The following is a 23,456-nucleotide window of genomic DNA, read 5'->3' on the forward strand; positions in this document are numbered from 1 at the left end:
TCAGGCCTGGTTCTTGGAGTCCCGCCAGGCGAGCCAGTCGGTCAGCCGGTCGAGTTTGTAGTGCGGGCCCGACAGACCGAGCGTGAACAGGCGCGCCCCGAGGTCGTAGAGCTGGTCGGCTTCCTCCACACTCCTGCCGCGGAGTTCGATGGAGATCTCGATCTCGGCCAGGTCCCGGCCCACCTTCTCGCACCAGCCGGCCAGCACGCCGAGCTTGTGCTCAAGCACCTCCGGGCTCGAGAACGAATGCCAGATGTCGGCGTGCTGAGCGACGATGCGGAGCGTCTTCTTCTCGCCGCCGCCTCCGATGAGCACGGGGATCTTGCGGGTGGGCGGCGGGTTGAGCCTGGCCCACCGTGCCTCGATCCGCGGCAGGTTCTCGGCCAGCGAGTCCAGTCGCGTGCCGACGGTGCCGAAGTCGTAGCCGTAATCGTCGTAGTCGCGTTCGAACCAGCCGGAGCCGGTGCCGAAGATGAACCGGCCCCCACTGATGTGGTCGATGGTGCGGGCCATGTCGGCCTGCAGGTCGGGGTTGCGGTAGCTGTTGCAGTTGACCAGCGCGCCCAGCTCGATGGTGGAGGTCTGCTCGGCCCAGGCCGCCAGGATCGTCCAGGATTCGAAATGCAGGCCGTTCGGGTCACCCGACAACGGGAAGAAATGGTCCCAGTTGAAGGCGACGTCGGTGCCCATGGCCTCGACCTGGGTCACCGCCTCCCGGATCGTGGCGTACTCGGCGTGCTGCGGTGCCAATTGCGCGCCGATGCGCACCGGACGGGAGGCTTCGGAAGTCATGCGCTCATCCTAAACCGGAGTTCGCCTCTCGGAGCAGGCCGGCTCGGCCGCTACCGTCCGAGCATCTTCTGGAGCGCTGCCATCTCGTCTTCGGTCGGCCCGCCGGCCTTGCCCGCGACGGGCTTGCTGCCGCCCAGGCCGAAGCCTGTGCCACCGGCTGCGACGGCTCCGGCGGGCTTCTCGCCGGAGGCCAGCGCGGCGTTCTCCGCCGCCCGCTTGGCCGGGTTGCCCGACTTCGAGCCCTTCTTCTTGGGCTGCTGCTTGCCGCGGTTGCCGCCGAGTCCGGCGCCCGCCATCGGGCCCATCCCCGGGATGTTGGGCATGCCGCCCTTGGCGACCGTCTTCATCATCTTCGCTGCCTGCTCGAAGCGCTGCACGAGCTGGTTGACCTCGGTCACGGTGGAGCCGGCACCGCGGGCGATACGCAGCCGGCGGGAGCCGTTGAGGAGCTTCGGGGTGGTGCGTTCGGCCTTGGTCATCGACTGGATGATGGCCTCGGTGCGCACGATCTCACGCTCGTCGAAGTTCTCGAGCTGTTGCTTCATGGCGCCCGCGCCCGGCAGCATGCTCATCATCTTCTTGATCGAACCCATGTTGCGCAGCTGCTGCATCTGGCCGAGGAAGTCGTCGAGCGTGAACGTGTCGGTGGAGAACTTCTCCGCCATCTTGCGCGCTTCGTCCTCGTCGAAGGCCCCCTGGGCCTGTTCGATCAGGGTGAGGATGTCACCGAGGTCGAGGATGCGGCTGGCCATGCGGTCGGGGTGGAACGGCTCGAAGTCGTCCAGACTCTCACCCGTCGACGCGAACATGATCGGGCGGCCGGTGATCGACGCCACGGAGAGTGCGGCGCCACCGCGCGCGTCGCCGTCGAGCTTGGTCAGCACCACACCGGTGAAGTCGACGCCGTCCTGGAACGCCTTGGCAGTCGCGACGGCGTCCTGGCCGATCATCGCGTCGATGACGAAGAGGACCTCGTCGGGCCCGATGGCCGCGCGAATATCCGAAGCCTGCTTCATCATGTCAGCGTCGACGCCGAGACGGCCGGCGGTGTCCACGATGACCACGTCGTGCATCTTCTGCTGGGCGAACTTGACGCCGTCACGGGCGACCTGCACCGGGTTGCCGACGCCGTTGCCCGGTTCGGGGGCGAAGACGGCAACGCCGGCCTGCTGCCCGACGACCTGGAGCTGGGTGACCGCGTTGGGGCGCTGGAGGTCTGCCGCGACGAGCACGGGGGTGTGGCCGTCTTTGGCGAGCCACTTGGCCAGCTTGCCCGCGAGGGTCGTCTTTCCCGCGCCCTGGAGGCCGGCGAGCATGATGATGGTCGGCGGCTTCTTGGCGAATTCGAGCCGGCGCTGCTGGCCGCCGAGGATCTCGACGAGCTCTTCGTTGACGATCCGGACCACCTGCTGCGCCGGGTTCAGCGCCTTGCTGACCTCGTCGCCGAGGGCGCGCTCGCGCACCTTGCCGGTGAAGTCCTTGACCACGTCGAGGGCGACGTCTGCGTCGAGGAGGGCGCGACGGATCTCGCGGACGGTGCCGTCGACATCCGCCGCACTGAGCTTGCCCTTGGTGCGGAGATTCTTGAACGTCTCGGCCAGGCGATCTGAGAGGTTTCCAAAAGTAGCCATTGTGCTTCTACTTTAACCGGTCCGGAGGTCTATCGTGAGCGGGTGCGCCGCTGGCGCATTCTCAGGTCTGGAGCCATCGTGTCCGTAGTCGTCATCGCAACACTCACCCCGAAGCCCGGTCGCAACCAGGAGATCCTCGACGCGCTGGCCGTTGTCGCCCCCAAGGCGCACGCCGAACCGGGCTGCGAGCTCTACGCGGCGCACACCGACGGTGACCGGGTCTTCATGGTCGAGCGGTGGTCCACGGCCGAGGACCTGGCCGCCCACGCCGCCGGCCCGGCCATCGCCGAGCTGAACGCGCTCACCGGCGACGCCGTGGCCGGTCCGGCCGAGGTGCACGTGCTCACCAACGTGCCCTTCGGTGATCCGGCCAAGGGCACAATCCAGTAGTCGTCCCGGCCGGTCCCGGCGCTCGCTACTGCTCGACGGCGATGACGACGGGGTCGCCGTGCACGTCGATCGTCACCACGAGCAGGGCGTCGGTCTCGTCAGGGCTGATCGAGTACTCGAGCACCGCGAAGTGCTCCTCGCTGCGGAAATGGTGCGGGTGGAAGCCCACCCGCTGCAGCTGGATCGAGCGGAGGAAGTCGATCTGCTTGTCGCCGGAGTCCCAGATGAGGGCGTCTTCGAGGGCCTCAGGGTCCATCTCGTCGAGTTCGGTCGTGATGTAGGCGCTCGTCACCGAGCGCTCCGCGCTGAGGTCGGCCACGAGCGACTCGCGGGCCTGGGAATCCAATTCCTCGAGCGCGTTGACCATGGCCGCTGCGATGTCGAGGGCCTCGACCGACACGGAGTCTTCGTCTGGCGAGCTCAGGTCGATCTGCACGTCCTGGTCGCCCAGTTCGGCCGTGTCCGACCAGTACACCTCGCCCGCGTCGTCGCTGCCGAGGATTCCGAAGAAATCGTGTTCGATGGTCATGTACGTCCTATCCGACGAGTTGTTGCGCGAAGACGTGCGGCGTGAAACCGGTGAGGTCGTTGATGCCCTCACCCTGGCCGACGAGTTTGATGGGAATCCCTGTCTTCTCCTGCACGGCGAGCACGAAACCGCCCTTGGCGGAGCCGTCCAGTTTGGTGAGCACGAGTCCGGTCACCCCGGCGTGTTCGATGAACGCCTCGGCCTGGGCGAGCCCGTTCTGGCCCGTGGTCGCGTCGAGCACGAGGAGGACCTCGGCGATCGGGGTCTGCTTCTCGATCACCCGGCGGATCTTGGTGAGCTCGTCCATCAGGCCGCCCTTGGTCTGCAACCGGCCGGCGGTGTCGATGAGAACGATCTCGATGCCCTCGTTCATGGCCTTCTGCACGGTTTGGAAGGCGACGGATGCCGGATCCTGGCCGTGTGCCTGCGGCCGCACGATGTCCGCCCCGGCCCGTTCGGCCCAGGTGGCGAGTTGCTCGACGGCGGCGGCCCGGAACGTGTCCGCCGCCCCGATCAGCACACTGCGGTCGTAGCCGCGGAGGAACTTCGCGAACTTCCCGATCGTCGTCGTCTTGCCGACGCCGTTGACGCCCACAACGAGAACGACCGCGGGGCGGGCGCTGAGGGTGAGGGTCGGGTTGTGCCGGGCGAGGCGTTCCTCGATGCCTTCGCGGAGCATCCGTTGCAGGTCCACCGGGTCCGTCGTGTGGTACTTCGCCACCTTCGCCCGAAGCTCGGCGACGATCGCGTCGGTCACGGCCGGCCCGAAGTCGGCCTGGATGAGCGCATCCTCGAGGTCGTCCCAGGTGTCGTCGTCGATCGTCTTCTTCGTGAACATGCCGCGCAGAGCGCCGGAGAGTGACCAGGAGGTGCGTTCTGCCATGCCTATAGCCTATGGCTCGGGACCTTCGGACCTAGCCGAACGGGCGGGCCGGCACGACACTGCACTCATGTCGACGTACACCACGACGCCCGGCCGCACGGGCTCGAGCCTCGCCCGGCGGATCGGCTACGCGATCGCAGGCGCTGTCAACGCCGCCCTGCTGTATGCGGCGAACGTGTGGCCGGGCTGGCACGTGCTGCCGTTTCTCAGCGCGGACACGGTCCTGGTGCTCGGCCTGGTCAATGTGTCGTTGATCGTGGGGATCATCGTGAATGCCGTCTACCTGGTCGTCGACCAGCCGGCGGTGAAGGCCGCGGGCGACCTGGTCACCCTGGGCATCGGCCTTGCCGTGCTGCTGCGCCTCTGGCAGGTGTTCCCCTTCGACTTCGGGGACTCCGTGTTCGACTGGACCCTGCTGCTGCGCATCGTGTTCGGTGTCGCCATCGCCGGCACCGTGATCGGCCTGGTCGTCCAGATCGTGGTGCTGATCCGGAGGCTCCTCGGCTTCCCCGGACCGGTCTGACCGGACCCCGGTCGACATCCGCGGTAACACAGCGGGTGCGACCCGCCAGAATGGTCGAGTGAGCACTCAGACTCCCCCAGCGCTCGTCGGGATCGCCCACGGCACCTCCTCGGCCCACGGCCAGGCCGCGGTAGCCGGCCTGATGCGCGCCGTGGCCGCCGCCCGGCCCGACCTGACGGTCGCCTCCGGCTTCGTCGACGTGCAACAGCCCGACGCCCCGGCGACTCTGGCCGCCCTCCCGGCGGGGCTTCCGGCTGTCGTCGTGCCGCTGCTCCTGTCGGCGGGCTACCACGTGCACGTCGACCTGACCGAGGCCGTGCGGGCCGAGACCGGGCGCTCGGTGCTGCTGGCCGGCGCGCTCGGGCCCGACGACCGCATCATCGCCGTGCTCCGCCGGCGACTCGCGGAGGCCGGTCTCCGACCGGACGACGTAGTCGTGCTGGCCGTCGCCGGCTCGAGCGATGCGCGGGCCGTGGCCGCCTGCCGGGTCGTTGCCGAGCGCCTGGCGGATGCCGCCGGGCGCGAGGTGGTCCTCGGCTTCCTCTCCGCCGCCACACCCCGCCTGGCCTGCGCGGTGACGAGGGTCAGGATCAACCGGCCGGGCCGGCGGGTCGTCGCCAGCAGCTACCTGCTCGCCCCCGGTTACTTCCAGGGACTGGTCGAGAAGGCCGGCGCGGATATCGTGACCCGCCCCCTCCTGGTGCCGGATGAGCCGGCCCCGGCGCCCCTCGTCGAGGTCGTCATCGACCGGTATTCCGCCGCGCGATAGCCGCCCTCGCGACGCTCGAGCGCGGCATCCGTTCCTGGCGCACCATAGCCGACCCGGCCCGCCGAGCCCCAGTGTGACGCCGCGCTACGGCGCGTGACAGGCCGTTACACGCCGGGGAGACACCGGCCCCCCGTTCTCGGTACGTTTTCTCCCACCCGGTTCGGCATCCGTTGTCGCCGTCGCCGCGTTCAAGGAGGAGGACCCATCGTGTCACCGAGTCAGACCGAGACGGCCCCGACGGCCAGCCCGAAGCGCCAGGCGTCGCGTCCGAACGGACAGTGGAAGGTCGATGGCACCGCGCCCCTGAACGGCAACGAGCTCTGGAAGCAGGAGGACGGCGGGCTGAACGTGCGGGAGCGGATCGAGAAGATCTACTCCAAGCAGGGCTTCGACTCGATCGAGGGCACTGACCTGCACGGCCGGATGCGCTGGTGGGGCCTCTACACCCAGCGCAAACCGGGTATCGACGGCGGGAAGACCGCAACCCTCGAACCATACGAGCTCGAGGACAAGTACTTCATGCTCCGTGTGCGCATCGACGGCGGCCAGCTCACCACCACCCAGCTTCGCGTCATCGGCGAGATCTCCACCGAATTCGGCCGGGACTCCGCCGACCTCACCGATCGGCAGAACATCCAACTGCACTGGATCCGGGTCGAGGACGTGCCGGAGATCTGGCGCCGCCTCGAGGCCGTCGGCCTGCAGACCACGGAGGCCTGCGGCGACGTGCCGCGCGTCGTTCTCGGTTCCCCCGTCGCCGGGATCGCCGTCGACGAGCTCATCGACCCGACCACGGTGATCAGTGAGATCACCGCGCGGTACATCGGGGTCCCCGAACTCGCCAACCTGCCCCGCAAGTTCAAGACGGCCCTGACCGGGCACCCGAGCCAGGACGTTGTGCACGAGATCAACGACATCGGTTTTGTCGCCCTGCGGCATCCGGAGCTCGGCCTCGGCTACGACCTCTGGGTCGGCGGCGGCCTCTCCGCCAGCCCTCGCCTCGGCGAGCGCCTGGGCGCCTTCGTCTCCCCCGAGAAGGTCGCGGATGTCTGGCTCGGCGTCGCCTCGATCTTCCGCGACTACGGGTACCGGCGGCTGCGCAATAAGGCCAGGCTCAAATTCCTGCTCGCCGACTGGGGGCCGGAGAAGTTCCGGCAGGTGCTCGAGGACGAATACCTCCACGAGGCGCTGCCCGACGGCCCGCCCGCGCCCACCCCGACCCAGCAGGGCGACCACATCGGCGTGCACAAGCAGAACGACGGACGGTTCTACATCGGCGTGACCCCGTTCGTGGGCCGCGTGTCGGGCACGATCCTCACCGGCCTCGCCGACCTGCTCGAGCAGCACGGTTCGACCCGGCTGCGCACCACGCCGCACCAGAAGCTCGTGCTGCTCGACATCGTCGAGCAGAGCGTCGAACCGCTCATCGCCGCGCTCGACGCACTGGGGCTGGCCGCACGCCCCAGCCTGTTCCGTCGTTCGACCATCGCCTGCACCGGCATCGAATACTGCAAGCTCGCCATCGTCGAGACCAAGCAGACCGCCACCGACGCGGTGCTCGAACTGGAGAAGCGCCTGGCCGGGATCGACGTTCCCCAGCCGATCAGCCTGCACGTCAACGGATGCCCGAACTCCTGCGCCCGCATCCAGACGGCCGACATCGGCCTCAAGGGTCAGCTCCTGCCGGGCGCCGACGGCGAACAGGTTCCCGGATTCCAGGTACACCTCGGCGGCGGCCTGGCCTCGGTCGGACGGGACGAGGCGGGCCTCGGCCGCACCGTGCGCGGCCTGAAGGTCACCGCGGACGACCTGGCCGACTATGTCGAACGCATCGTGCTGCGGTTCATCGCCGACAAGAGCGCCGACGAGACCTTCGCCCAGTGGGCACACCGCGCCGAGGAGGAGGCACTCCAATGAGCATCGACAGCACCGGCATCCACAGCACCGCCGTCCACGGCACCGGCCGGGCGGTCACGCTCCGCTCCGCAGACGAATTGCGCGCCCTCGCCGAGAGCGGCGCGGCCGAACTGGGCGAGGCCGGCTTTGAGCAGGTCGTCGCCTGGGTCGCCGCGAACTTCGCGGTCGACGCCGTCGCGGTCGCCTGCTCGATGGCCGACGCGGTGCTCCCCCACGTCGTCTCCGCGCAACTGCCCGGCGTCGACGTGCTCTTCCTCGACACCGGCTACCACTTCAGCGAGACCCACGAGACCCGGGCCGATGTGGCCCGGCTGCTGCCCGTGCGGGTCGTCGACGTGCTGCCCGGACACTCGGTGGCCGAACAGGACCGGCTGCACAGGGCGGAGCTCTTCAACCGCGACCCCAACCTGTGCTGCGCCATGCGCAAGGTCGAGCCGCTGCACCGCGCCCTGGGCAGCTACGAACTGTGGTTCACCGGCGTGCGCCGGGACGAGGCGCCCACCCGGGCGAACACGCCACTGGTCACCTGGGACGAACGCAACGGCCTGGTCAAGGTGAACCCGCTCGCCGCGTGGAGCTTCGAGGACATCCTCGACTACGCGGCGGCGCACCAGGTCCCGGTCAATCCGTTGATGGCCCAGGGCTATCCCTCCATCGGCTGCGCGCCGTGCACGAAACCCGTCGCCCCCGGCGACGATCCCCGATCCGGACGCTGGGCCAGCCTGGCGAAAACAGAATGCGGACTCCACCTGTGAACGCCACCGACACCGCCTCGCCGATCCGTGCCACCGGCACCCACCGCCTGTCCCAGCTCGACGTGCTGGAGAGCGAGGCCATCCACATCATCCGTGAGGTGGTGGCCGAGTTCGAACGCCCCGTGCTGCTGTTCTCCGGCGGCAAGGATTCCGTCGTGGTGCTCCACCTTGCCGCGAAGGCGTTCTGGCCGGGCCGGGTGCCCTTCCCGCTCCTGCACGTGGACACCGGGCACAACTTCCCCGAGGTCATCGCCTTCCGTGACGAGACCGTGGAGCGCCTCGGCCTGCGACTCGAGGTCGCCAGGGTGCAGGACTACATCGACGACGGCCGGTTGCACGAGCGTGCCGACGGCACCCGGAACCCGCTGCAGACCCTGCCGTTGCTCGACGCGATCGCCGCCGGGCGGCACGACGCCGTCTTCGGCGGGGCCCGCCGCGACGAGGACAAGGCCCGCGCCAAGGAGCGCATCCTCTCCCTCCGCGACGAATTCGGCCAGTGGGACCCGCGCAACCAGCGGCCCGAACTGTGGAACCTCTACAACGGCCGCCACACGGTCGGCCAGCACGTGCGGGCGTTCCCGATCAGCAACTGGACCGAGCTGAACGTCTGGCGCTACATCGAACGCGAGCAGATCGCGCTGCCCCCGCTCTACTACGCCCACGACCGCGAGGTGTACCGCCGCGACGGGATGTGGCGCTCGGTCGGCCCGGTCAGCATGCCCCGGGCGACCGAGACCATCGAGAACCGCACGGTGCGCTACCGCACCGTCGGCGACATGAGCTGCACCGGCGCGGTCGAGTCGGATGCCGCATCCGTCGACGCCGTCGTGCGCGAGGTCGCCCTCAGCACGATCACCGAACGTGGCGCCACCCGCGCCGACGACCGGATCTCCGAAGCAGCAATGGAAGACCGAAAAAAGGACGGGTACTTCTAATGACCCAGGCACTCATCGACAGCCAGGCCCCCATCGACAGCCGGGCACCCGGCTCGGCACAGGCAGCCCTCTCCGCGGCCGAAACCCTGGCCGGCGGCACCCTGTTCCGCTTCGCCACCGCCGGCTCGGTCGACGACGGCAAGTCGACCCTCGTCGGCCGGCTCCTGCACGACTCGAAGGCCGTGCTCGCCGACCAGCTCGACGCCGTCACCCGCACCTCCACCGAGCGCGGCTTCGGCGGCGCCGCGGGCGGCATCGACTTCGCCCTGCTCACCGACGGGCTGCGCGCCGAGCGCGAACAGGGCATCACGATCGACGTCGCCTACCGCTACTTCGCCACCAACCGGCGCTCCTTCATCCTCGCCGACTGCCCCGGGCACGTGCAGTACACCCGCAACATGGTCACCGGGGCCACCACGGCCGACGCCGTCATCATGCTCATCGACGCCCGCAAGGGCGTGCTCGAACAGACCCGCCGCCACCTCTCCGTGGTGCGCCTGCTCCGGGTGCCGCACATCATCGTCGCCGTCAACAAGATCGACCTGCTCGGCTACGACGAGGCCGCCTACACCGGGATCGCGGATGCCGTGCGCACGGTCACCGGGGAACTCGGCCTCGGCGCGGTGCACGTCATCCCCGTCTCGGCCCTGGCCGGCGACAACGTCGTCGACCGGTCCCCGCGCACCCCCTGGTACACCGGACCCAGCCTGCTCGAACTGCTCGAGACCCTGCCGGTCGTCGACGAGGTCGAGAGCGCCCTCGAGTCCTTCCGGCTGCCGGTGCAGCTCGTGCTGCGCCCCCAGGGCGCCGTCGCCGTTCCCGCGGCCGACGCGCCCGCCTTCCGCGACTACCGCGCCTACGCCGGGCAGGTCACCTCCGGCACCGTGCGGGTCGGCGACGCCGTGACCGTGCTGCCCGGCGGGGCCGGCACCGTCGTCACCGGGATCGACTTCGCCGGCACCGAACTCACCGAGGCCTTCGCACCGCAATCGATCGCCCTCCGGCTCAGGGACGACCTCGACATCGCCCGCGGGGCGGTGATCGGCGCCGCCGGCACGCTCCCCAACCCCACGAAGGAGCTGACGGCGGCCCTGTTCTGGCTCGATCCCCGGCCGCTCACCCCCGGCGACCGCGTCCTCGTGAAGTTCGGCGCCAACACGGTGCAGGCCATCGTCACCGCCGTCACCGGCCGGCTCAATCTGGACACGCTGGAGCAGGAGACGGCGACGAGCCTCGACATCAACGACATCGGCCACGTCACCGTGCGGCTCGCCGCGGCGCTGCCGGTCGAGACCTTCGCCTCCAGTCGCCGCTCGGGCGCCTTCCTCGTCATCCATCCGCAGGACGGCGCGACCCTCGCCGCCGGCATCGTCACGGCCGCCGGCATCGTCACGGCCTCCGGGGTGCCGGCATGACCCGGCGCACCGGCCTCGCCTCGCGCACCGGCCTGGCCCTGGCCGCGATCGCCCTCGTTCCCGTGCTGCTGGGCGGATGCTCGGCGCAGGGCAGCGCGGCGGCGCCGGCCGGACCGGCCGAGGAACTCCGCCTCGGCTACTTCGACAACGTCACGCACGCCCCCGCGCTCGTCGGACTGGAGAAGGGCCTCCTCGCCGACAGCCTCGGCGGAACGAAGCTGAGCAGCCAGATCTTCAGCGCCGGGCCGGCCACCATCGAGGCCCTGAGCGCCGGAGCCATCGACGCCACCTACATTGGCCCGAATCCCGCCGTGAACAGCTTCGTCAAGAGCGCCGGGCAGTCCGTGCGGATCGTCGCCGGGGCCGCCAGCGGCGGCGCCGCCCTGGTCGTGCGCGCCGGCATCGACGGACCCGCCGACCTGGCCGGCACCACCATCGCCACCCCCCAGCTCGGAAACACCCAGGACGTCGCCCTCCGCGCGTGGCTCGGTGAGCAGGGCTACGACACCGACACCGCGGGCGGCGGCCAGGTGCACATCGCACCCACCGACAACGCCCAGACCCTGGCCCTGTTCCAGAGCGGCAAGATCGACGGGGCCTGGCTGCCCGAACCCTGGGTGTCCCGGCTCGTCCTCGACGCCGGCGCCACCGTGCTCGTCGACGAGGCATCCCTCTGGCCCGACGGGGCCTTCCCCACCACGGTGCTGCTCGTGCGGAGCGAGTACCTGGCCGCGCACCCGGAGACCGTGCGGGCCCTCGTCGCCGGGCACACGGCATCCGTCGACTGGCTCACCGCGCACCCCGACGAGGCCGCCGCCGTGATCAACAAGAAACTGACCGAAGACACCGGAAAGGGCCTCTCCGACGCCGTGATCACCCGGGCGCTCGCCCATGTGACCTTCACGACCGACCCGCTCGCGGCGACCTTCCCGGTGCTGCTCAAGGCCGGCGTCACGGTCGGCACCGCGAAGCCGGGCACATTGAACGGACTCTTCGACCTGACGGCCCTGAACGCCGTGCGCGCAGAGGCCGGCGTCGCGCCGGTCGGCGCCGCCGGACTCGGAACGGAGTAAGCCATGATCGACACCAGGACGGCACCGGTCACGGTCACCCCGACCACCGGCACTGCCACCACGGCCGCCACCCAGACGCAGGTCGACGCCCCCGCCATTCGGGTCGACGGCCTCACCAAACGATTCGGCACCGACGGCCCGGTCGTGCTCGACGACATCACCCTGTCGATCGAGCCCGGCGAGTTCGTCTGCCTTCTCGGCGCGTCCGGCTGCGGAAAGTCGACCCTTCTGGGCATCATCGCGGGCCTCGAGCATCCGACCAGCGGCACCGTCACCGTCACCAGCGGCAGTGCCGCGGTGATGTTCCAGGAGTCGGCCCTGTTCCCCTGGCTGACGGCCGGCCGCAACGTCGAACTCGCCCTCAAACTCCGCGGAGTGCCCAGGGCCCAGCGTCGCGGCCAGGCCCTCGAACTGCTCGACCTCGTCAACCTCGCGGATGCCGCGCACAAGCGCCCGCATGAACTCTCCGGCGGCATGCGCCAGCGAGTCGCCCTCGCCCGCTCGCTCGCCCAGGACCGCAAGGTGCTCCTGATGGACGAACCGTTCGCGGCGCTCGACGCGATCACCAGGGACCTGCTGCACGAGGAACTCGAGCGGATCTGGCGGGAGACCGGCCGCACGATCGTCTTCGTCACCCACAACGTGCGCGAGGCGGCCCGGCTCGGCCAGCGGGTGCTGCTGATGTCGTCCCGCCCGGGGCGGATCGCCAACGAGTGGCGCCTGGCCGACACCGGGCCGCGCCGGATCGAATCCCCGGAGGTATCCCGCCTGTCGATCGAGATCACCGAGCAGCTGAGACAGGAGATCCGCCGCAATGCCCACTGAAACACGCACTGAAACGAGCGCCGACCAGGGCACGGCCGTCGCGGCGCTCCCCACGGCCGCCCGCGCCACCTCGAACGACGATTTCCGCACCCTCGAGGCCGGACTCGACGCGCTGCAGACGGTTCCGCTCGCCGAGCGGGGCCCCTGGCGGCGCATCGTCGACGGGGTTCTGCCGCCGGTGCTGCTGCTCGCGGCGCTCGTCGTCGCCTGGCAGTTCTACGTCGTGATCGCGCAGCCGCGCCCCGACCTCGTGCCGGGGCCGTTCAACGTCGCGGCCTCGATCGGCGAACTCTGGTCGAACGGGCGCCTGCAGCAGGCGGTGCTCACGAGCCTCGCCCGCGGCGGCGCCGGCTTCCTGATCGCCGTCGCCATCGGCACCCCGCTCGGGCTGTTGCTGGCCGAGTGGCGGTTGCTCCGCCGCGCACTCGGCCCGCTGCTCTCCGGGCTGCAGGTGCTGCCCTCGGTGGCGTGGGTGCCTGCCGCGATCATCTGGTTCGGGCTCACGGATGCGACCGTCTACTTCGTGGTGCTGATGGGCGCGGTCCCCTCGATCGCCAACGGACTTGTCGCCGGGATCGACCAGGTTCCGCCGCAGCTGCGCCGGGTTGGCACTGTGCTCGGCGCCTCCCGCCTCCAGCTCGCAACCCTGGTCATCCTGCCCGCCGCCCTGCCCGGCTACCTGGCCGGACTCAAGCAGGGCTGGGCGTTCTCCTGGCGCTCGCTGATGGCGGCGGAGATCATCGCGATGGGCGGGTCGATCGGCTTCGGACTCGGCTCGATGCTGCAGCAGAGCCGGGACCTGGCCGACCTGCCCGGGGTGCTCGCGACCATCCTCGTCATCCTGTTCGTCGGCATCCTGGTCGAACTGATCGCATTCGCCCCGGCGGAGCGCAGCCTCCTGCGCCGCCGCGGCCTGACCTCCGGAGGCCCCCGATGACGCACTCCCCTCACGCTGTCGACCCTCGCCCTGTCGACCCTCGCCCTCTCGCGCTCTACCCGCTCGGCCTCAGGCTCTCCGGCCGCGCCGTGCTCGTCGTCGGCGGCGGGGCTGTCGCCGCCCGGCGCGCGTCGGGCCTCCTCGCCGTCGGTGCGATCGTCACCGTCGTCGCCCCGGAGGCCGGGGCGGACCTCCGCGCCCTCCTGGCCACCGGCGCCGTCACCTGGCGGAACCGCCGCTATCGCACCGGCGACCTGGCCGGGGCCTGGCTGGCCCACACGGCGACCGGCGTGACCGAGGTCGACGCCCGGGTTGCCGCCGATGCCGAGGCCGCGCGGATCTGGTGCGTGAACGCTGGCGATCACACGGCCTCCGACGCCTGGGTTCCCGCCGTCACCCGGCGGGACGACGTCACGGTCACGGTGTCGACCGGTGGCGACCCGCGCCGGGCGATGGCGCTGCGGGATGCGATCGCGACCTCCCTCGACGCCGGCGAACTGCCGCTCCGCCACCACCGCCGCACCGCGGGCACCGGCACCGTGCACCTGGTCGGCGGCGGCCCCGGCGACCCCGGCCTGATCACCGTGCTCGGCCGGAGGCTCCTCGCCGAGGCCGACGTCGTGATCGCCGACCGTCTCGGCCCGCGCTCCCTCCTCGGCGAGCTCGACCCCGAGGTGCTCGTGATCGACGTCGGCAAGCTCCCCGGCCACCACCCGGTTCCCCAGGACGAGATCAACGCGCTGCTCGTCGAGCACGCCCGCGCGGGGCGCCGGGTCGTGCGACTCAAGGGCGGCGACCCCTATGTCCTCGGCCGCGGCGGCGAGGAGGCCGCCTACTGCCGCAGCCACGGCGTCGCCGTCGAGGTCGTGCCCGGCGTGACCAGCGCCATCTCCGTCCCGGCGGCGGCCGGCATCCCGGTCACCCACCGCGGTGTCGCGACCGGCTTCACCGTCGTCACCGGGCACGAACAGCTCCGCGCGCTCCCCGGCGGACGGGACCACACCGTGATCCTGCTGATGGGCGTCAGCGCCCTGTCCGGCTCCGCCGGGGTGCTCGCCACCGGCACCCGCGGCGAGGACTGCCCCGTCGCCATCATCGAGGACGGTTACGGCCCCGGCCAGCGGGTCACCATCGGCACCCTCGCCACGATCGCCGCCCTGGCCGAGAGCCGCGGGGTCGCCTCCCCGGCCGTCGTCGTGGTCGGTGACGTCGTCACGCTGAGCCCGCACGCACGCACCCCCAGAAGAGAACTCGTCTCCACCGCACCCCGAAAGGCCCACTCATGACCCGGACCCCCACGGCGCCCCAGCCCCTTCGCGTCGCGATCATCGGCGCCGGCCCGGCCGGCATCTACGCCGGCAACATCCTCGCCCGGGCCGCGCAGGACGCCGGCGGCGAGGTCGGAATCGACCTGTTCGACTCGCTCCCGGCCCCCTACGGCCTGATCCGGTACGGGGTGGCCCCCGACCACCCCCGGATCAAGGGCATCGTCAACTCGCTGCACGAGATGCTCGACGCCGGCACCATCCGCTTCATCGGCAACGTGGACTACGGCACCGACCTCGACCTGGCCGACCTCCGCGCCCACTACCACGCCGTCATCTTCGCCACCGGGGCGATCCGGGATGCCGTGCTCGGCATTCCCGGCATCGACCTGCCCGGCTCCTACGGGGCCGCCGACTTCGTCTCCTGGTTCGACGGGCATCCGGATGCCCCCCGCGACTGGCCGCTCGACGCGACCGACATCGCCGTGATCGGCAACGGCAACGTCGCCCTCGACGTGGCCCGGATGCTCGCCAAGCACCCGGTCGACCTGCTCCCGACCGACATCCCCGCCACCGTGCACGCCGGGCTCGCCGGCTCGCCGGTGACCGATGTGCACGTGTTCGGCCGCCGCGGACCGGCCCAGGTGAAGTTCACCCCGATCGAACTGCGCGAGCTCGGCGACATCCCGAACGTCGACGTGCTGGTCTACGAGGAGGACTTCCCGCGGGACGAGCACTCCGAGCAGCGGCTCGCCGCGTCGAACAACCAGGTCAAGGTGATGACCCGCACCCTGAACGGCTGGCTGACCCGGGAACCGACCGGGGCTCCCCGCCGGCTGCACCTTCACTTCCTGCACAGCCCGGTCGAGGTGTACGGCGCCGGCCGGGTCGAGGGCATGCGCTTCGAACGCACCGAACCCACGAGCGACGGAGGCGTCCGCGGCACCGGGGAGATCATCGACTACCCGCTCCAGGCCGTCTACCGCGCGGTCGGCTACCGGGGCAGCGCCCTGGCGCAGGTGCCGTTCGACGAGGCCAGCGGTGTCATCCCGAACGACGGCGGACGGGTGGTCGACGGTCAGGGAACCCCGATGTCCGGCCTCTACGCGACCGGCTGGATCAAGCGCGGACCGGTGGGCCTGATCGGCCACACGAAGAGCGACGCGCTCGAGACCGTGACGAAGCTGCTCGAGGACCATGACCTCACGGGGCAGCCCGGCCGACCGGAGGAGGACGCGATCCTCGCCCTGCTCGACGAGCGGGGCATCCGTTTCACGACCTGGTCCGGCTGGCTCGCCCTCGACGCGCACGAGCGCGCGCTCGGCGAGGCCGACCTGTCCACGGTGGACCGCGAGCGCGTCAAGGTCGTGCCCCGCGACGAACAGGTCGGCATCGCCCGCGCCGAAAGCCTGGTGGTGTCGTGACCTACGTCATCGCCCTGCCGTGCGTAGACGTGAAGGATCGCGCCTGCGTGGACGAATGCCCCGTCGACTGCATCTACGAGGGCGACCGTTCGCTCTACATCCACCCCGATGAATGCGTCGACTGCGGTGCCTGCGAACCGGTCTGCCCGGTCGAGGCGATCTACTACGAAGACGACGTGCCCGAACAGTGGGCCGAGTACTACACCGCCAACGTGGACTTCTTCGTCGAACTGGGTTCTCCCGGCGGGGCAGCCAAGACCGGCGTGCTCACGTTCGACCACCCGATCATCGCGGCACTGCCGCCGCAAGGCGCGGCCGACGCCTAGCGACACGGCCCCGTACCGGCGCTAGGGTGTCGGCATGCCCGTTAATGAGTGGCCGGCGGATTCGATCGAGGCAGGGATCACCCAGTGCCTCACCGCCTGTGACGCACTGGTGAAGGTCAGCGAGGACTGCGCGGATGCCTGCCTCGCCATCGAGGGCAACGGCGAGGTCACCGCCTGCTTCCTGGCCGACCTGGACTGCGTTGAAATCTGCACCACCACGACCAGGGTCTTGTCCTGGCACACCCGCAACGACGGTCCGACCGCGATCTCGATCCTGGAGACCTGCCGCGAAGCGAGCCAGGTCTCGGCGGCGGCCTGCGAGCGGATGAAGGCCATCCACCCCTCGTGGCAGACCTGTTCGATGGCCTGCCGCCGGGTCGGAGACTCCTGCAACCGGTTGCTCATCGCCCTGGGCCACCGCTCGGGGTGACGGCGTCAGGACGCCCGGGCTTCGTCCTTCGCGAGCCGCTGCCCGACAACGGCCGACACCCCGTCCTGCCGCATCGACACGCCGTAGAGGGCGTCCGCGATCTCCATCGTGCGCTTCTGATGGGTGATGATGATCAGCTGGCTCGCGGCCTTCAGGTCCTCGAAGATCGTGAGCAGCCGGCCGAGGTTCGCGTCGTCGAGGGCCGCCTCAACCTCGTCCATGATGTAGAACGGGCTCGGCCTCGCCTTGAAGATCGCGATCAGCAGGGCGACCGCCGCCAGCGAGCGCTCCCCGCCGGAGAGCAGCGAGAGCCGTTCGATCTTCTTGCCGGCCGGTTTGACCGAGACCTCGATCCCGGTCGTGAGCAGGGAGTCAGGGTCGGTGAGGCGGATGCTGCCGCTTCCGCCGGGGAACAGCACCGGGAAGACCTCGGCGAACGCCGCCTGGGTGTCGTCGAAGGCGCTGCCGAAGATGGCCCCCATCTTCTCGTCGATCTCCGCGATGATCGTGAGCAGGTCGGTGCGGGTGTTGGTGAGGTCGGTCAGCTGTTCGGTGAGGAACTTGTGCCGTTGCTCGAGGGCCGCGAACTCTTCGAGGGCGAGCGGGTTGATCCGGCCGAGTTGCGCGAACCGGCGTTCCGCCGCGGCGAGGCGCTGCTGCTGCTCGGCCCGGTCGTAGGGCAGCCGCGATGGGTCGGCGTCGCCCTCGGACGGGATCGGCTGGTCGGGTCCGTATTCGGCGACGAGCACGGCCTCGACCAGGCCCAGTTCGCTGCCCGCCCGTTCGAGCAGGCCGGACAGGTGGAGCTTCTTCTCGTAGATCTCCAGTTCGAGGCCGTGCACGTTCTCGGTGACGGCCTGGAGCCGGTCGCGCAGGGCAGTGTCCTCCCGCCGGAGGGCCGAAAGTTCCTCGTTCTGGCTGGTCCGCTCCGCCTCGGCCTGGGCCAGGCGGAGGCGGGCCTCGCCGACCGCGCCGTCGACGGAGGTGAGCACCCGGGGCAGCGCCTGGGCGACGCCCATGGCCGCCGCCACCTGGCGGCGCCGGATCACGGCGCGCCTGGCTGCCTCCTCGGCTGCCGCCCGGTCGGCCTCCAGCCGCCTGGTGAGGCCGGCGCTTCGGGCCTGGCCCGCCCGCACGCGTTCCCTGGCGGTCTCCACCTGAAGGCGTGACTCGATCTCGGTCTCCCGGGCGGCCTCCACCTCGGCGTGGAGGGCGCCCCGCGCACTCACGTCCAGGACAGGGCGAGGTCGCGCCCGCAGCGCCTCCAACTCCGCAGAGGTGCGAGCGGACTCGGCCTCCGCGCCGGCGACGGCAACGCCTGCCACGTGCAGGGCGGTGGAAAGCCGGTCGAATTCGGCGGTGGCCGCCTGGACCTGCACGGTGGCCCGGCCGGCCTTCTCGGCGCGGGCGGAGACGCGGAACTCTGCTTCCCGCCGCGCGGCACGCGCTGCGGTGAGTTGCTCCTTGCCCTGGCGGAGAAGTCCGCGCTGTTCGGCAAGGTCGGCTCCCACGCGCTCGACCAGGGAGCGGACCTCGCCGAGCCGGTCGGCCGCCGCGTCCCGGTCGGCGACCAGTTCGAGTCTGCTCCGCCGTGCGCCGGACCCTCCGCGCAGCACGTGTTCGCTCAGCACGTCGCCGGCCAGGGTGATGAACGTCAGCGGCGGCGTGGCGCCACCGGCCAGCAGGTCCTCGGCGGCCCGGGCGCACGCCTGGTCGTCGGCGACGACGACGTGTTCGAGCAGGGCGAGGACCCCGGCCGGCGCCTCGACGACCGAGCGGGCCCAGGCCAGGCCCGGCCGGTTCGACAGGTCAGGGAGGCTCGACAGGTCCGACACCTCGGGCAGGGCGGACCCGCCGGTCCTCGCGGCCGGTCCCGGTTCCCCGCTGTCGGCGACGATGAGTTCGACCCGGCCGAGGTCGTCGGCGCGTGCCGTGCCGATGGCGTCGAAGGCGGCATCCCGGGTCTCCGCCAGAACGGCGTCGGCCAGCGAGCCGAGGGCGGCAGCGATCGCGGCCTCGAAGCCCGGGTGCACGTGCACATGCTCGGCGACGAGGCCGCGGATGCCGGCCCTCGCCTGGGCGACGAGCGCGGACGAGCCGTCTTTCTGGTCCAGGGCGAGCGAGAGGGCACCCGTGCGGGCCGCGAGCGCGTCCCGTTCACGCTCGAGCGTGTGCAGTTCCTCGCGCAGGCGCTCCACCTCGGCCTCGGCCTCGGTCACGGCGGTCTGGGATCGTTCGCACGCGTAGGCGAGGTCGCTTTCGTCGGTGCCCTCGGCCCCGGCGTCGGCGTCGAGAGCGTCGAGCACGGCCTGGGCCGCATCCGCTCGCTGCCTGGCCGCGTCGAACGCGTTCTGCTGGCGGAGCACCTCGCCCCTGACCGACGCCAGCCGGGACGCCGCGGTCTCGGCCTGCCCCTTCAGTGCGGCGATCTCCAGGTCGTGGCGGGAGACCAGCGCCGCCTGCGCGGCGATCTCCAGGTCGAGCGCGTCGAGCCGGCTGCGCGCGGCGGCGGATGCCTCGCGGGCGTTCGCGTGCCGGGTCTCGGCCAGGCCGATCCGTTCCCGCAGCGCGTCGACCTCGGCGGCGGCATCCCGCAGCATGGCCGGGGTGACACTCGGCCCGGTGTCGACGGATTCGGCCTGGTCGGCGAGCAGGGCCAGGCGCTGGTTGGCCAGCGTGTACAGCCCGCGGAGGCGTTCCTGCACGGACTCGAGGCCGAAACTGGTGCGCCGGGCCAGGTCGACGGCGTCGCCGATCTGGGCCTCCTCGAGACGGTGCAGGCGCAGGCGTTTCTGGTCGAGTTGCTCCTGCAGGACGATGCGTTCGGAGTGGCGTTCGCTTTCGGTGCGCCCGTGCGCGTCGAGGGCCGTGCGCAGGGTGACCACGTCGTCGGCGAGGAGGCGCGCCCGCGCGTCACGCACGACCGCGGCGATGCCCTGGGCTTCGCGCGCGACCTCGGCCTGCCGGCCGAGAGGTTTGAGCTGGCGCCGGATCTCCCCCGCGAGGTCGCTGAGCCGGGTCAGGTTGGCCTGCATCGCGTCGAGCTTGCGGAGGGTCTTCTCCTTGCGGCGGCGGTGCTTGAGGATGCCGGCTGCCTCCTCGATGAAGCCGCGCCGCTCCTCGGGGCTGGCCCGGAGCACGGCGTCGAGTTGCCCCTGACCGACGATGACGTGCATTTCCCTGCCGAGACCGGAGTCGCTGAGCAGTTCCTGCACGTCGAGCAGACGGCAGGTCTGCCCGTTGATCGCGTATTCGCTGGCCCCGTTGCGGAACAGGGTGCGGGAGATCGTGACCTCCGAGTAGTCGATCGGGAGGGCCCCGTCGGTGTTGTCGATCGTCAGCGTCACCTGGGCCCGGCCGAGCGGACCCTTGGTCGACGTGCCGGCGAAGATCACGTCCTCCATCTTGCCGCCGCGTAGGGTCTTGACGCCCTGCTCCCCCATCACCCAGGCGAGCGCATCGACCACATTGGACTTGCCGGAGCCGTTGGGGCCGACCACGCAGGTGACTCCGGGCTCGAAGGCGAAGGTCGTGGGCTGCGCGAACGACTTGAACCCCTTGAGGGTGAGGCTCTTCAAATACAACGCTGCGCCCTTTCCGGTCGTCGGTGCCAGGTCTGTGTTGCCAGCTCTGTGTTGCCAGCTCTGTGTTGCCAGCTCTGTGCGGGTCTGCCGCCCGGTTCCACGGTACCGGACAGATCGCGCCGTGCCGGGGAGGCGCGGGCCCCTGCGCGAGGCTGTACGACTGCCCCGGGTCCGGCTACGCTGGCCGAGCATGACCGACCCTGGTTTCACACTCGACGAACTGGCCATCCCCGCAGCTCACGGGGCGCCGGGCTGGGACGATTTCGAGGCGGCGGCGCAGGTCGCCGCCACCGTTGAGGCCGAAGGATACGGCAGCACCGAGCTGGCCTTCTCGGCCGCCGAGCTGCTTCCCGGCTGGCAGAACCAGGCGTGGGAGCCTCGCCGCCTTTTCGTTGCCCGCGTGGACGGCCGGATCGTGGCGCGCGGGGTCTACGAGACCCTGCCGGAGGAATCCGCCACCCACGCGTGGCTGGCCGTGCAGGTGCTCGCCGCCGAGCGCCGCCGCGGCATCGGCTCGACACTGTTCGAGCATCTCGAGGCGCTCGCCCTGGCCGAGTCCCGGCCGAACCAGATCGTCTACACTGTGTCGCCGGATGCCCCGGGCGACCGCCTGCCTTCCCCGACCGGTTTCGGTTCGGTACCCCTCCACAACCCGGAGGTGCGGTTGCTGCTCGGGCGCGGATATCGGCTCGAGCAGGTGGTGCGGGCCAGCCGCCTCGCCCTCCCGGGCGACGCAGTGGCCCTCGATGGGCTTCGCCGGTCTGCGGAGCTCCGCGCCGGAACCGACTACGAGCTCGTGTTCTGGAGAGACCGGACACCGCCGGAATGGCTGGACGACCTTGCCCTGCTCTACACGAGGATGAGCACGGATGCGCCGAGCGCCGGCCTCGAGGAACCGGAGGAAGTGTGGACCGCCGACCGGGTCTCCGACGAAGAGGAAACGGCTGCGGCAAGCCCGCGCAGCACTCTCACCGCCGCCGCGGTGCATCCCTCGGTCACGACGTTCAACGCGGAGGAGAACCGGCACATGCTCGCGGTCAACGAAGCCCTGGGCTTCCGGCCGATGGGCTACGAGGGGGCGTGGCGCCGGACGGCCGGCGGCCAGGTCAGCGCAGCCGCTGGCACCGCGGGCAGAGGTGGGACGACCGGTTCATGAACTGCTGCCTGACCAGGACGGTGCCGCAGCGCGGGCACGGTTTGCCCTGCTGTCCGTAGGCGGTGAGGCTGTGCGAGAAGTAGCCGGATTCGCCGTTGACGTTCACGTACTGGGCGTCGAAACTCGTGCCGCCCTCCGCGAGGGCCCGGCCCAGGATGACCCGCACCGAGTCGAGCAGGAGTCGTGCCCTGGCGCAGGACAACGAGTCGGCCGGCTGGTCGTAGTGCAGCCGGGCGTCGTAGAGCGCCTCGTCGGCGTAGATGTTGCCGATGCCGCTGATCAGGGTCTGGTCGAGGAGCGCCCGTTTGACACCCGTCTTCCTGCGCGCGAGGGCGGCCAGGAACGCGTCCGCTGAGAAGTCGGGGTCGATCGGATCCCGGGCGATGTGGGCGACCTGCGACGGGATCAGCGCTGACCAGTCGCCCGACGCCGCTCCGGAGTATCCCCCGGCCAGACCGTCGCGCGTCGGCTGCAGGGTGTCGACGGCCATGCTGCCGAAGATGCGCTGGTCGACGAAGTGCAGCAGCAGCTCGCCGTGCGCGGGGTGGTCGAGGTGCAGGCGCACCCGGAGCATCCGGTCGGGGTCGGAACCGGGGGCGCGAAGGAGAACCTGCCCGCTCATGCCGAGGTGGATGACGAGGGCCCGCCCCGAATCGAGAGGAAGCCAGAGGAACTTGCCGCGCCGCACGGCGCCGAGGATGCGCCGGCCCTCGAGCAGCCCGGCGAACGTGCCGGGCACGGGGTCGTGGCGCCGCAGCGAGCGTTCCTCGAACACCTCGACGGCGGCGATCACGGCATTGGTGGCCGCCGGTTCGATTCCTGACCGGACGACCTCCACCTCGGGGAGTTCGGGCACGTCACGCGCCTTTCAGCTGTGGATCAGAGGTCGCTGAGCAGAGTCCAGGCGTCGAGCGCCGCAGCCATTTCGGCGTGCTTCTTGCTCGTGCCCTCGCCGGTGGCGCTGATGACGCCCACGGTGACGGTCGCGATGAAGACCTTCGAATGGTCGGGGCCGCTCTCGGCGATCTCGTAGACGGGCACACCGGAACCGAGCCGGGCGGCGGCCTCCTGCAGGCTCGTTTTCGGGTCCATCGAAACGCCGAAGTGCCCCGGGTCGTTCAGCAGGGGCGCGATCAGGCGCAGCACGAGCTGTGTCGCGACCTCTCCGCCGGAGTCGAGGTAGACGGCACCGATCAGCGCCTCGACGGTGTCGGCGAGGATCGAACCCTTGTCCCGTCCGCCGGTGAGGATCTCACCGCGACCGAGGCGGATGAACTCGCCCAGGCCGATCCCGCGGGCGATTTCGGCGAGGGCGACACTGGACACCAGGCTGGCCCGGCGCTTGGCGAGGTCTCCCTCGTCGAGGCGCGGGAACTCGCGGTACAGCATGACCGTGACGGCCTGGCCGAGGATCGAGTCGCCGAGGAATTCGAGGCGCTCGTTCGTGGGCACGCCGCCGTGCTCGTACGCGTACGACCGGTGGGTCAGTGCGAGTTCGAGCAGGCCGGGGTCGATCGATACGCCGAGGATCGCCGGAAGAGGAGATATCCCGGCTGCGTCGGAGCTCATGCGCCGGTCTCCGGGCACAGGAAGATGCCGCGCCTCGAGGTGGAACAGCCCGCATTCGGGTTGTTCGTGCTTCGACGGCGCGGCATCAGACGAACCAGCATCTGCTGACCTGAAACCTTCTGACTAGACGTCAGCGACCTTGCGGCCCTTGTATTCCATGAACATCGCGGTGCCGGCGGCGTCGGTGACGACCTTGGCACGGTGCGGGAGGCTGTAGACGACCTTGCCGTTTTCCATGGTCTTCACCAGGGTGGGGGCTTCGGCCTTCCAGCAGGAACGACGTGAGCGGGTGTTCGAGCGTGATTGCTTGCGCTTCGGGACTGCCATG

General features: G+C 70.6%; 23 protein-coding genes. 15 read left to right on the top strand and 8 right to left on the bottom strand.

The window, feature by feature from the left end:
• Both IWX89_RS05705 and ffh read right to left on the bottom strand, forming a co-directional pair.
• Positions 1–792, bottom strand: coding sequence for an LLM class F420-dependent oxidoreductase (locus tag IWX89_RS05705; RefSeq protein ID WP_196902587.1), 792 nt, complete (start codon positions 790–792; stop codon positions 1–3).
• Positions 793–842: 50 nt separating this feature from the next.
• Positions 843–2,423, bottom strand: coding sequence for a signal recognition particle protein (gene ffh / locus IWX89_RS05710; protein WP_196902588.1), 1,581 nt, complete (start codon positions 2,421–2,423; stop codon positions 843–845).
• Between the two features lie 78 nt (positions 2,424–2,501).
• Between ffh and IWX89_RS05715 the strand changes: the two genes are divergently transcribed.
• Positions 2,502–2,813, top strand: a complete 312-nt coding sequence (locus tag IWX89_RS05715; protein WP_196902589.1) for a putative quinol monooxygenase — start codon at positions 2,502–2,504, stop codon at positions 2,811–2,813.
• A gap of 25 nt (positions 2,814–2,838) precedes the next feature.
• On the opposite strand, the gene IWX89_RS05720 is transcribed toward IWX89_RS05715, so the two are convergent.
• On the bottom strand, positions 2,839–3,342 hold the full coding sequence (locus tag IWX89_RS05720) for a DUF2004 domain-containing protein (protein WP_196902590.1): 504 nt from the start codon (positions 3,340–3,342) through the stop codon (positions 2,839–2,841).
• A gap of 7 nt (positions 3,343–3,349) precedes the next feature.
• Positions 3,350–4,225 carry a signal recognition particle-docking protein FtsY gene (gene ftsY / locus IWX89_RS05725; RefSeq protein WP_134508045.1) on the bottom strand — a complete coding sequence of 292 codons (876 nt, stop codon included), beginning with the start codon at positions 4,223–4,225 and terminating at the stop codon, positions 3,350–3,352.
• Positions 4,226–4,292: 67 nt separating this feature from the next.
• On the opposite strand from ftsY, the gene IWX89_RS05730 reads away from it, so the two are divergent.
• The 13 genes from IWX89_RS05730 (at position 4,293) to IWX89_RS05790 (ending at position 16,819) form a co-directional block, all read left to right on the top strand.
• A complete protein-coding gene (locus IWX89_RS05730; RefSeq protein WP_196902591.1) occupies positions 4,293–4,748 on the top strand; it encodes a hypothetical protein in 456 nt (151 codons plus the stop codon).
• Positions 4,749–4,806: 58 nt separating this feature from the next.
• Positions 4,807–5,517 (top strand): sirohydrochlorin chelatase, encoded by a 711-nt coding sequence (locus IWX89_RS05735; RefSeq protein ID WP_196902592.1) that lies wholly within the window; start codon positions 4,807–4,809, stop codon positions 5,515–5,517.
• Positions 5,518–5,724: 207 nt separating this feature from the next.
• Positions 5,725–7,434: a nitrite/sulfite reductase gene (locus tag IWX89_RS05740; protein ID WP_307836435.1), complete on the top strand. Its 1,710-nt coding sequence runs from the start codon at positions 5,725–5,727 to the stop codon at positions 7,432–7,434.
• The gene (locus IWX89_RS05745; RefSeq protein WP_196902594.1) at positions 7,431–8,189 is read left to right on the top strand and encodes a phosphoadenylyl-sulfate reductase; all 759 of its coding nucleotides are present in this window, start codon (positions 7,431–7,433) and stop codon (positions 8,187–8,189) included. The genes IWX89_RS05740 and IWX89_RS05745 overlap by 4 nt, the downstream gene beginning before the upstream one ends.
• Complete coding sequence (gene cysD, locus IWX89_RS05750; RefSeq protein WP_196902595.1) at positions 8,171–9,124, top strand: sulfate adenylyltransferase subunit CysD; 954 nt, start codon at positions 8,171–8,173, stop codon at positions 9,122–9,124. Before IWX89_RS05745 ends, cysD begins: the two co-directional genes overlap by 19 nt.
• Positions 9,124–10,539 (top strand): sulfate adenylyltransferase subunit 1, encoded by a 1,416-nt coding sequence (locus tag IWX89_RS05755; RefSeq protein WP_196902596.1) that lies wholly within the window; start codon positions 9,124–9,126, stop codon positions 10,537–10,539. Before cysD ends, IWX89_RS05755 begins: the two co-directional genes overlap by 1 nt.
• Positions 10,536–11,612 (top strand): ABC transporter substrate-binding protein, encoded by a 1,077-nt coding sequence (locus tag IWX89_RS05760; RefSeq protein WP_196902597.1) that lies wholly within the window; start codon positions 10,536–10,538, stop codon positions 11,610–11,612. The genes IWX89_RS05755 and IWX89_RS05760 overlap by 4 nt, the downstream gene beginning before the upstream one ends.
• Before the next feature lie 3 nt (positions 11,613–11,615).
• Entirely contained in the window at positions 11,616–12,437 is an 822-nt protein-coding gene (locus IWX89_RS05765) for an ABC transporter ATP-binding protein (protein WP_196902598.1), read from the top strand.
• Positions 12,427–13,374 (top strand): ABC transporter permease, encoded by a 948-nt coding sequence (locus tag IWX89_RS05770; protein WP_196902599.1) that lies wholly within the window; start codon positions 12,427–12,429, stop codon positions 13,372–13,374. Before IWX89_RS05765 ends, IWX89_RS05770 begins: the two co-directional genes overlap by 11 nt.
• Positions 13,371–14,660, top strand: coding sequence for a uroporphyrinogen-III C-methyltransferase (gene cobA, locus IWX89_RS05775; RefSeq protein ID WP_196902600.1), 1,290 nt, complete (start codon positions 13,371–13,373; stop codon positions 14,658–14,660). Before IWX89_RS05770 ends, cobA begins: the two co-directional genes overlap by 4 nt.
• Complete coding sequence (locus IWX89_RS05780) at positions 14,657–16,063, top strand: FAD-dependent oxidoreductase (protein WP_196902601.1); 1,407 nt, start codon at positions 14,657–14,659, stop codon at positions 16,061–16,063. The genes cobA and IWX89_RS05780 overlap by 4 nt, the downstream gene beginning before the upstream one ends.
• A complete protein-coding gene (gene fdxA / locus IWX89_RS05785; RefSeq protein ID WP_196902602.1) occupies positions 16,060–16,389 on the top strand; it encodes a ferredoxin in 330 nt (109 codons plus the stop codon). Before IWX89_RS05780 ends, fdxA begins: the two co-directional genes overlap by 4 nt.
• A gap of 34 nt (positions 16,390–16,423) precedes the next feature.
• On the top strand, positions 16,424–16,819 hold the full coding sequence (locus IWX89_RS05790; RefSeq protein ID WP_196902603.1) for a four-helix bundle copper-binding protein: 396 nt from the start codon (positions 16,424–16,426) through the stop codon (positions 16,817–16,819).
• A 5-nt stretch (positions 16,820–16,824) separates the two neighbouring features.
• On the opposite strand, the gene smc is transcribed toward IWX89_RS05790, so the two are convergent.
• Entirely contained in the window at positions 16,825–20,403 is a 3,579-nt protein-coding gene (gene smc / locus IWX89_RS05795) for a chromosome segregation protein SMC (protein ID WP_196902604.1), read from the bottom strand.
• Positions 20,404–20,593: 190 nt separating this feature from the next.
• Here smc and IWX89_RS05800 point away from each other — a divergent pair, with 190 nt between their 5' ends.
• A complete protein-coding gene (locus IWX89_RS05800) occupies positions 20,594–21,559 on the top strand; it encodes a GNAT family N-acetyltransferase (protein ID WP_196902605.1) in 966 nt (321 codons plus the stop codon).
• Here IWX89_RS05800 and mutM read toward each other — a convergent pair.
• The 3 genes from mutM to rpmF all read right to left on the bottom strand — a co-directional run bounded on the left by mutM (position 21,510) and on the right by rpmF (position 23,455).
• Positions 21,510–22,415, bottom strand: coding sequence for a bifunctional DNA-formamidopyrimidine glycosylase/DNA-(apurinic or apyrimidinic site) lyase (gene mutM / locus IWX89_RS05805; protein WP_196902606.1), 906 nt, complete (start codon positions 22,413–22,415; stop codon positions 21,510–21,512). The two genes, IWX89_RS05800 and mutM, sit on opposite strands and share 50 nt — an antisense overlap.
• A 23-nt stretch (positions 22,416–22,438) precedes the next feature.
• Positions 22,439–23,128, bottom strand: a complete 690-nt coding sequence (gene rnc, locus IWX89_RS05810; protein WP_196902607.1) for a ribonuclease III — start codon at positions 23,126–23,128, stop codon at positions 22,439–22,441.
• A 123-nt stretch (positions 23,129–23,251) separates the two neighbouring features.
• The gene (gene rpmF, locus IWX89_RS05815) at positions 23,252–23,455 is read right to left on the bottom strand and encodes a 50S ribosomal protein L32 (protein WP_134508074.1); all 204 of its coding nucleotides are present in this window, start codon (positions 23,453–23,455) and stop codon (positions 23,252–23,254) included.
• Between the last annotated feature and the right edge of the window lies 1 nt (position 23,456).

Source organism: Cryobacterium sp. MP_M3 (assembly GCF_015752155.1).
Taxonomy (GTDB): Bacteria; Actinomycetota; Actinomycetes; order Actinomycetales; family Microbacteriaceae; genus Cryobacterium.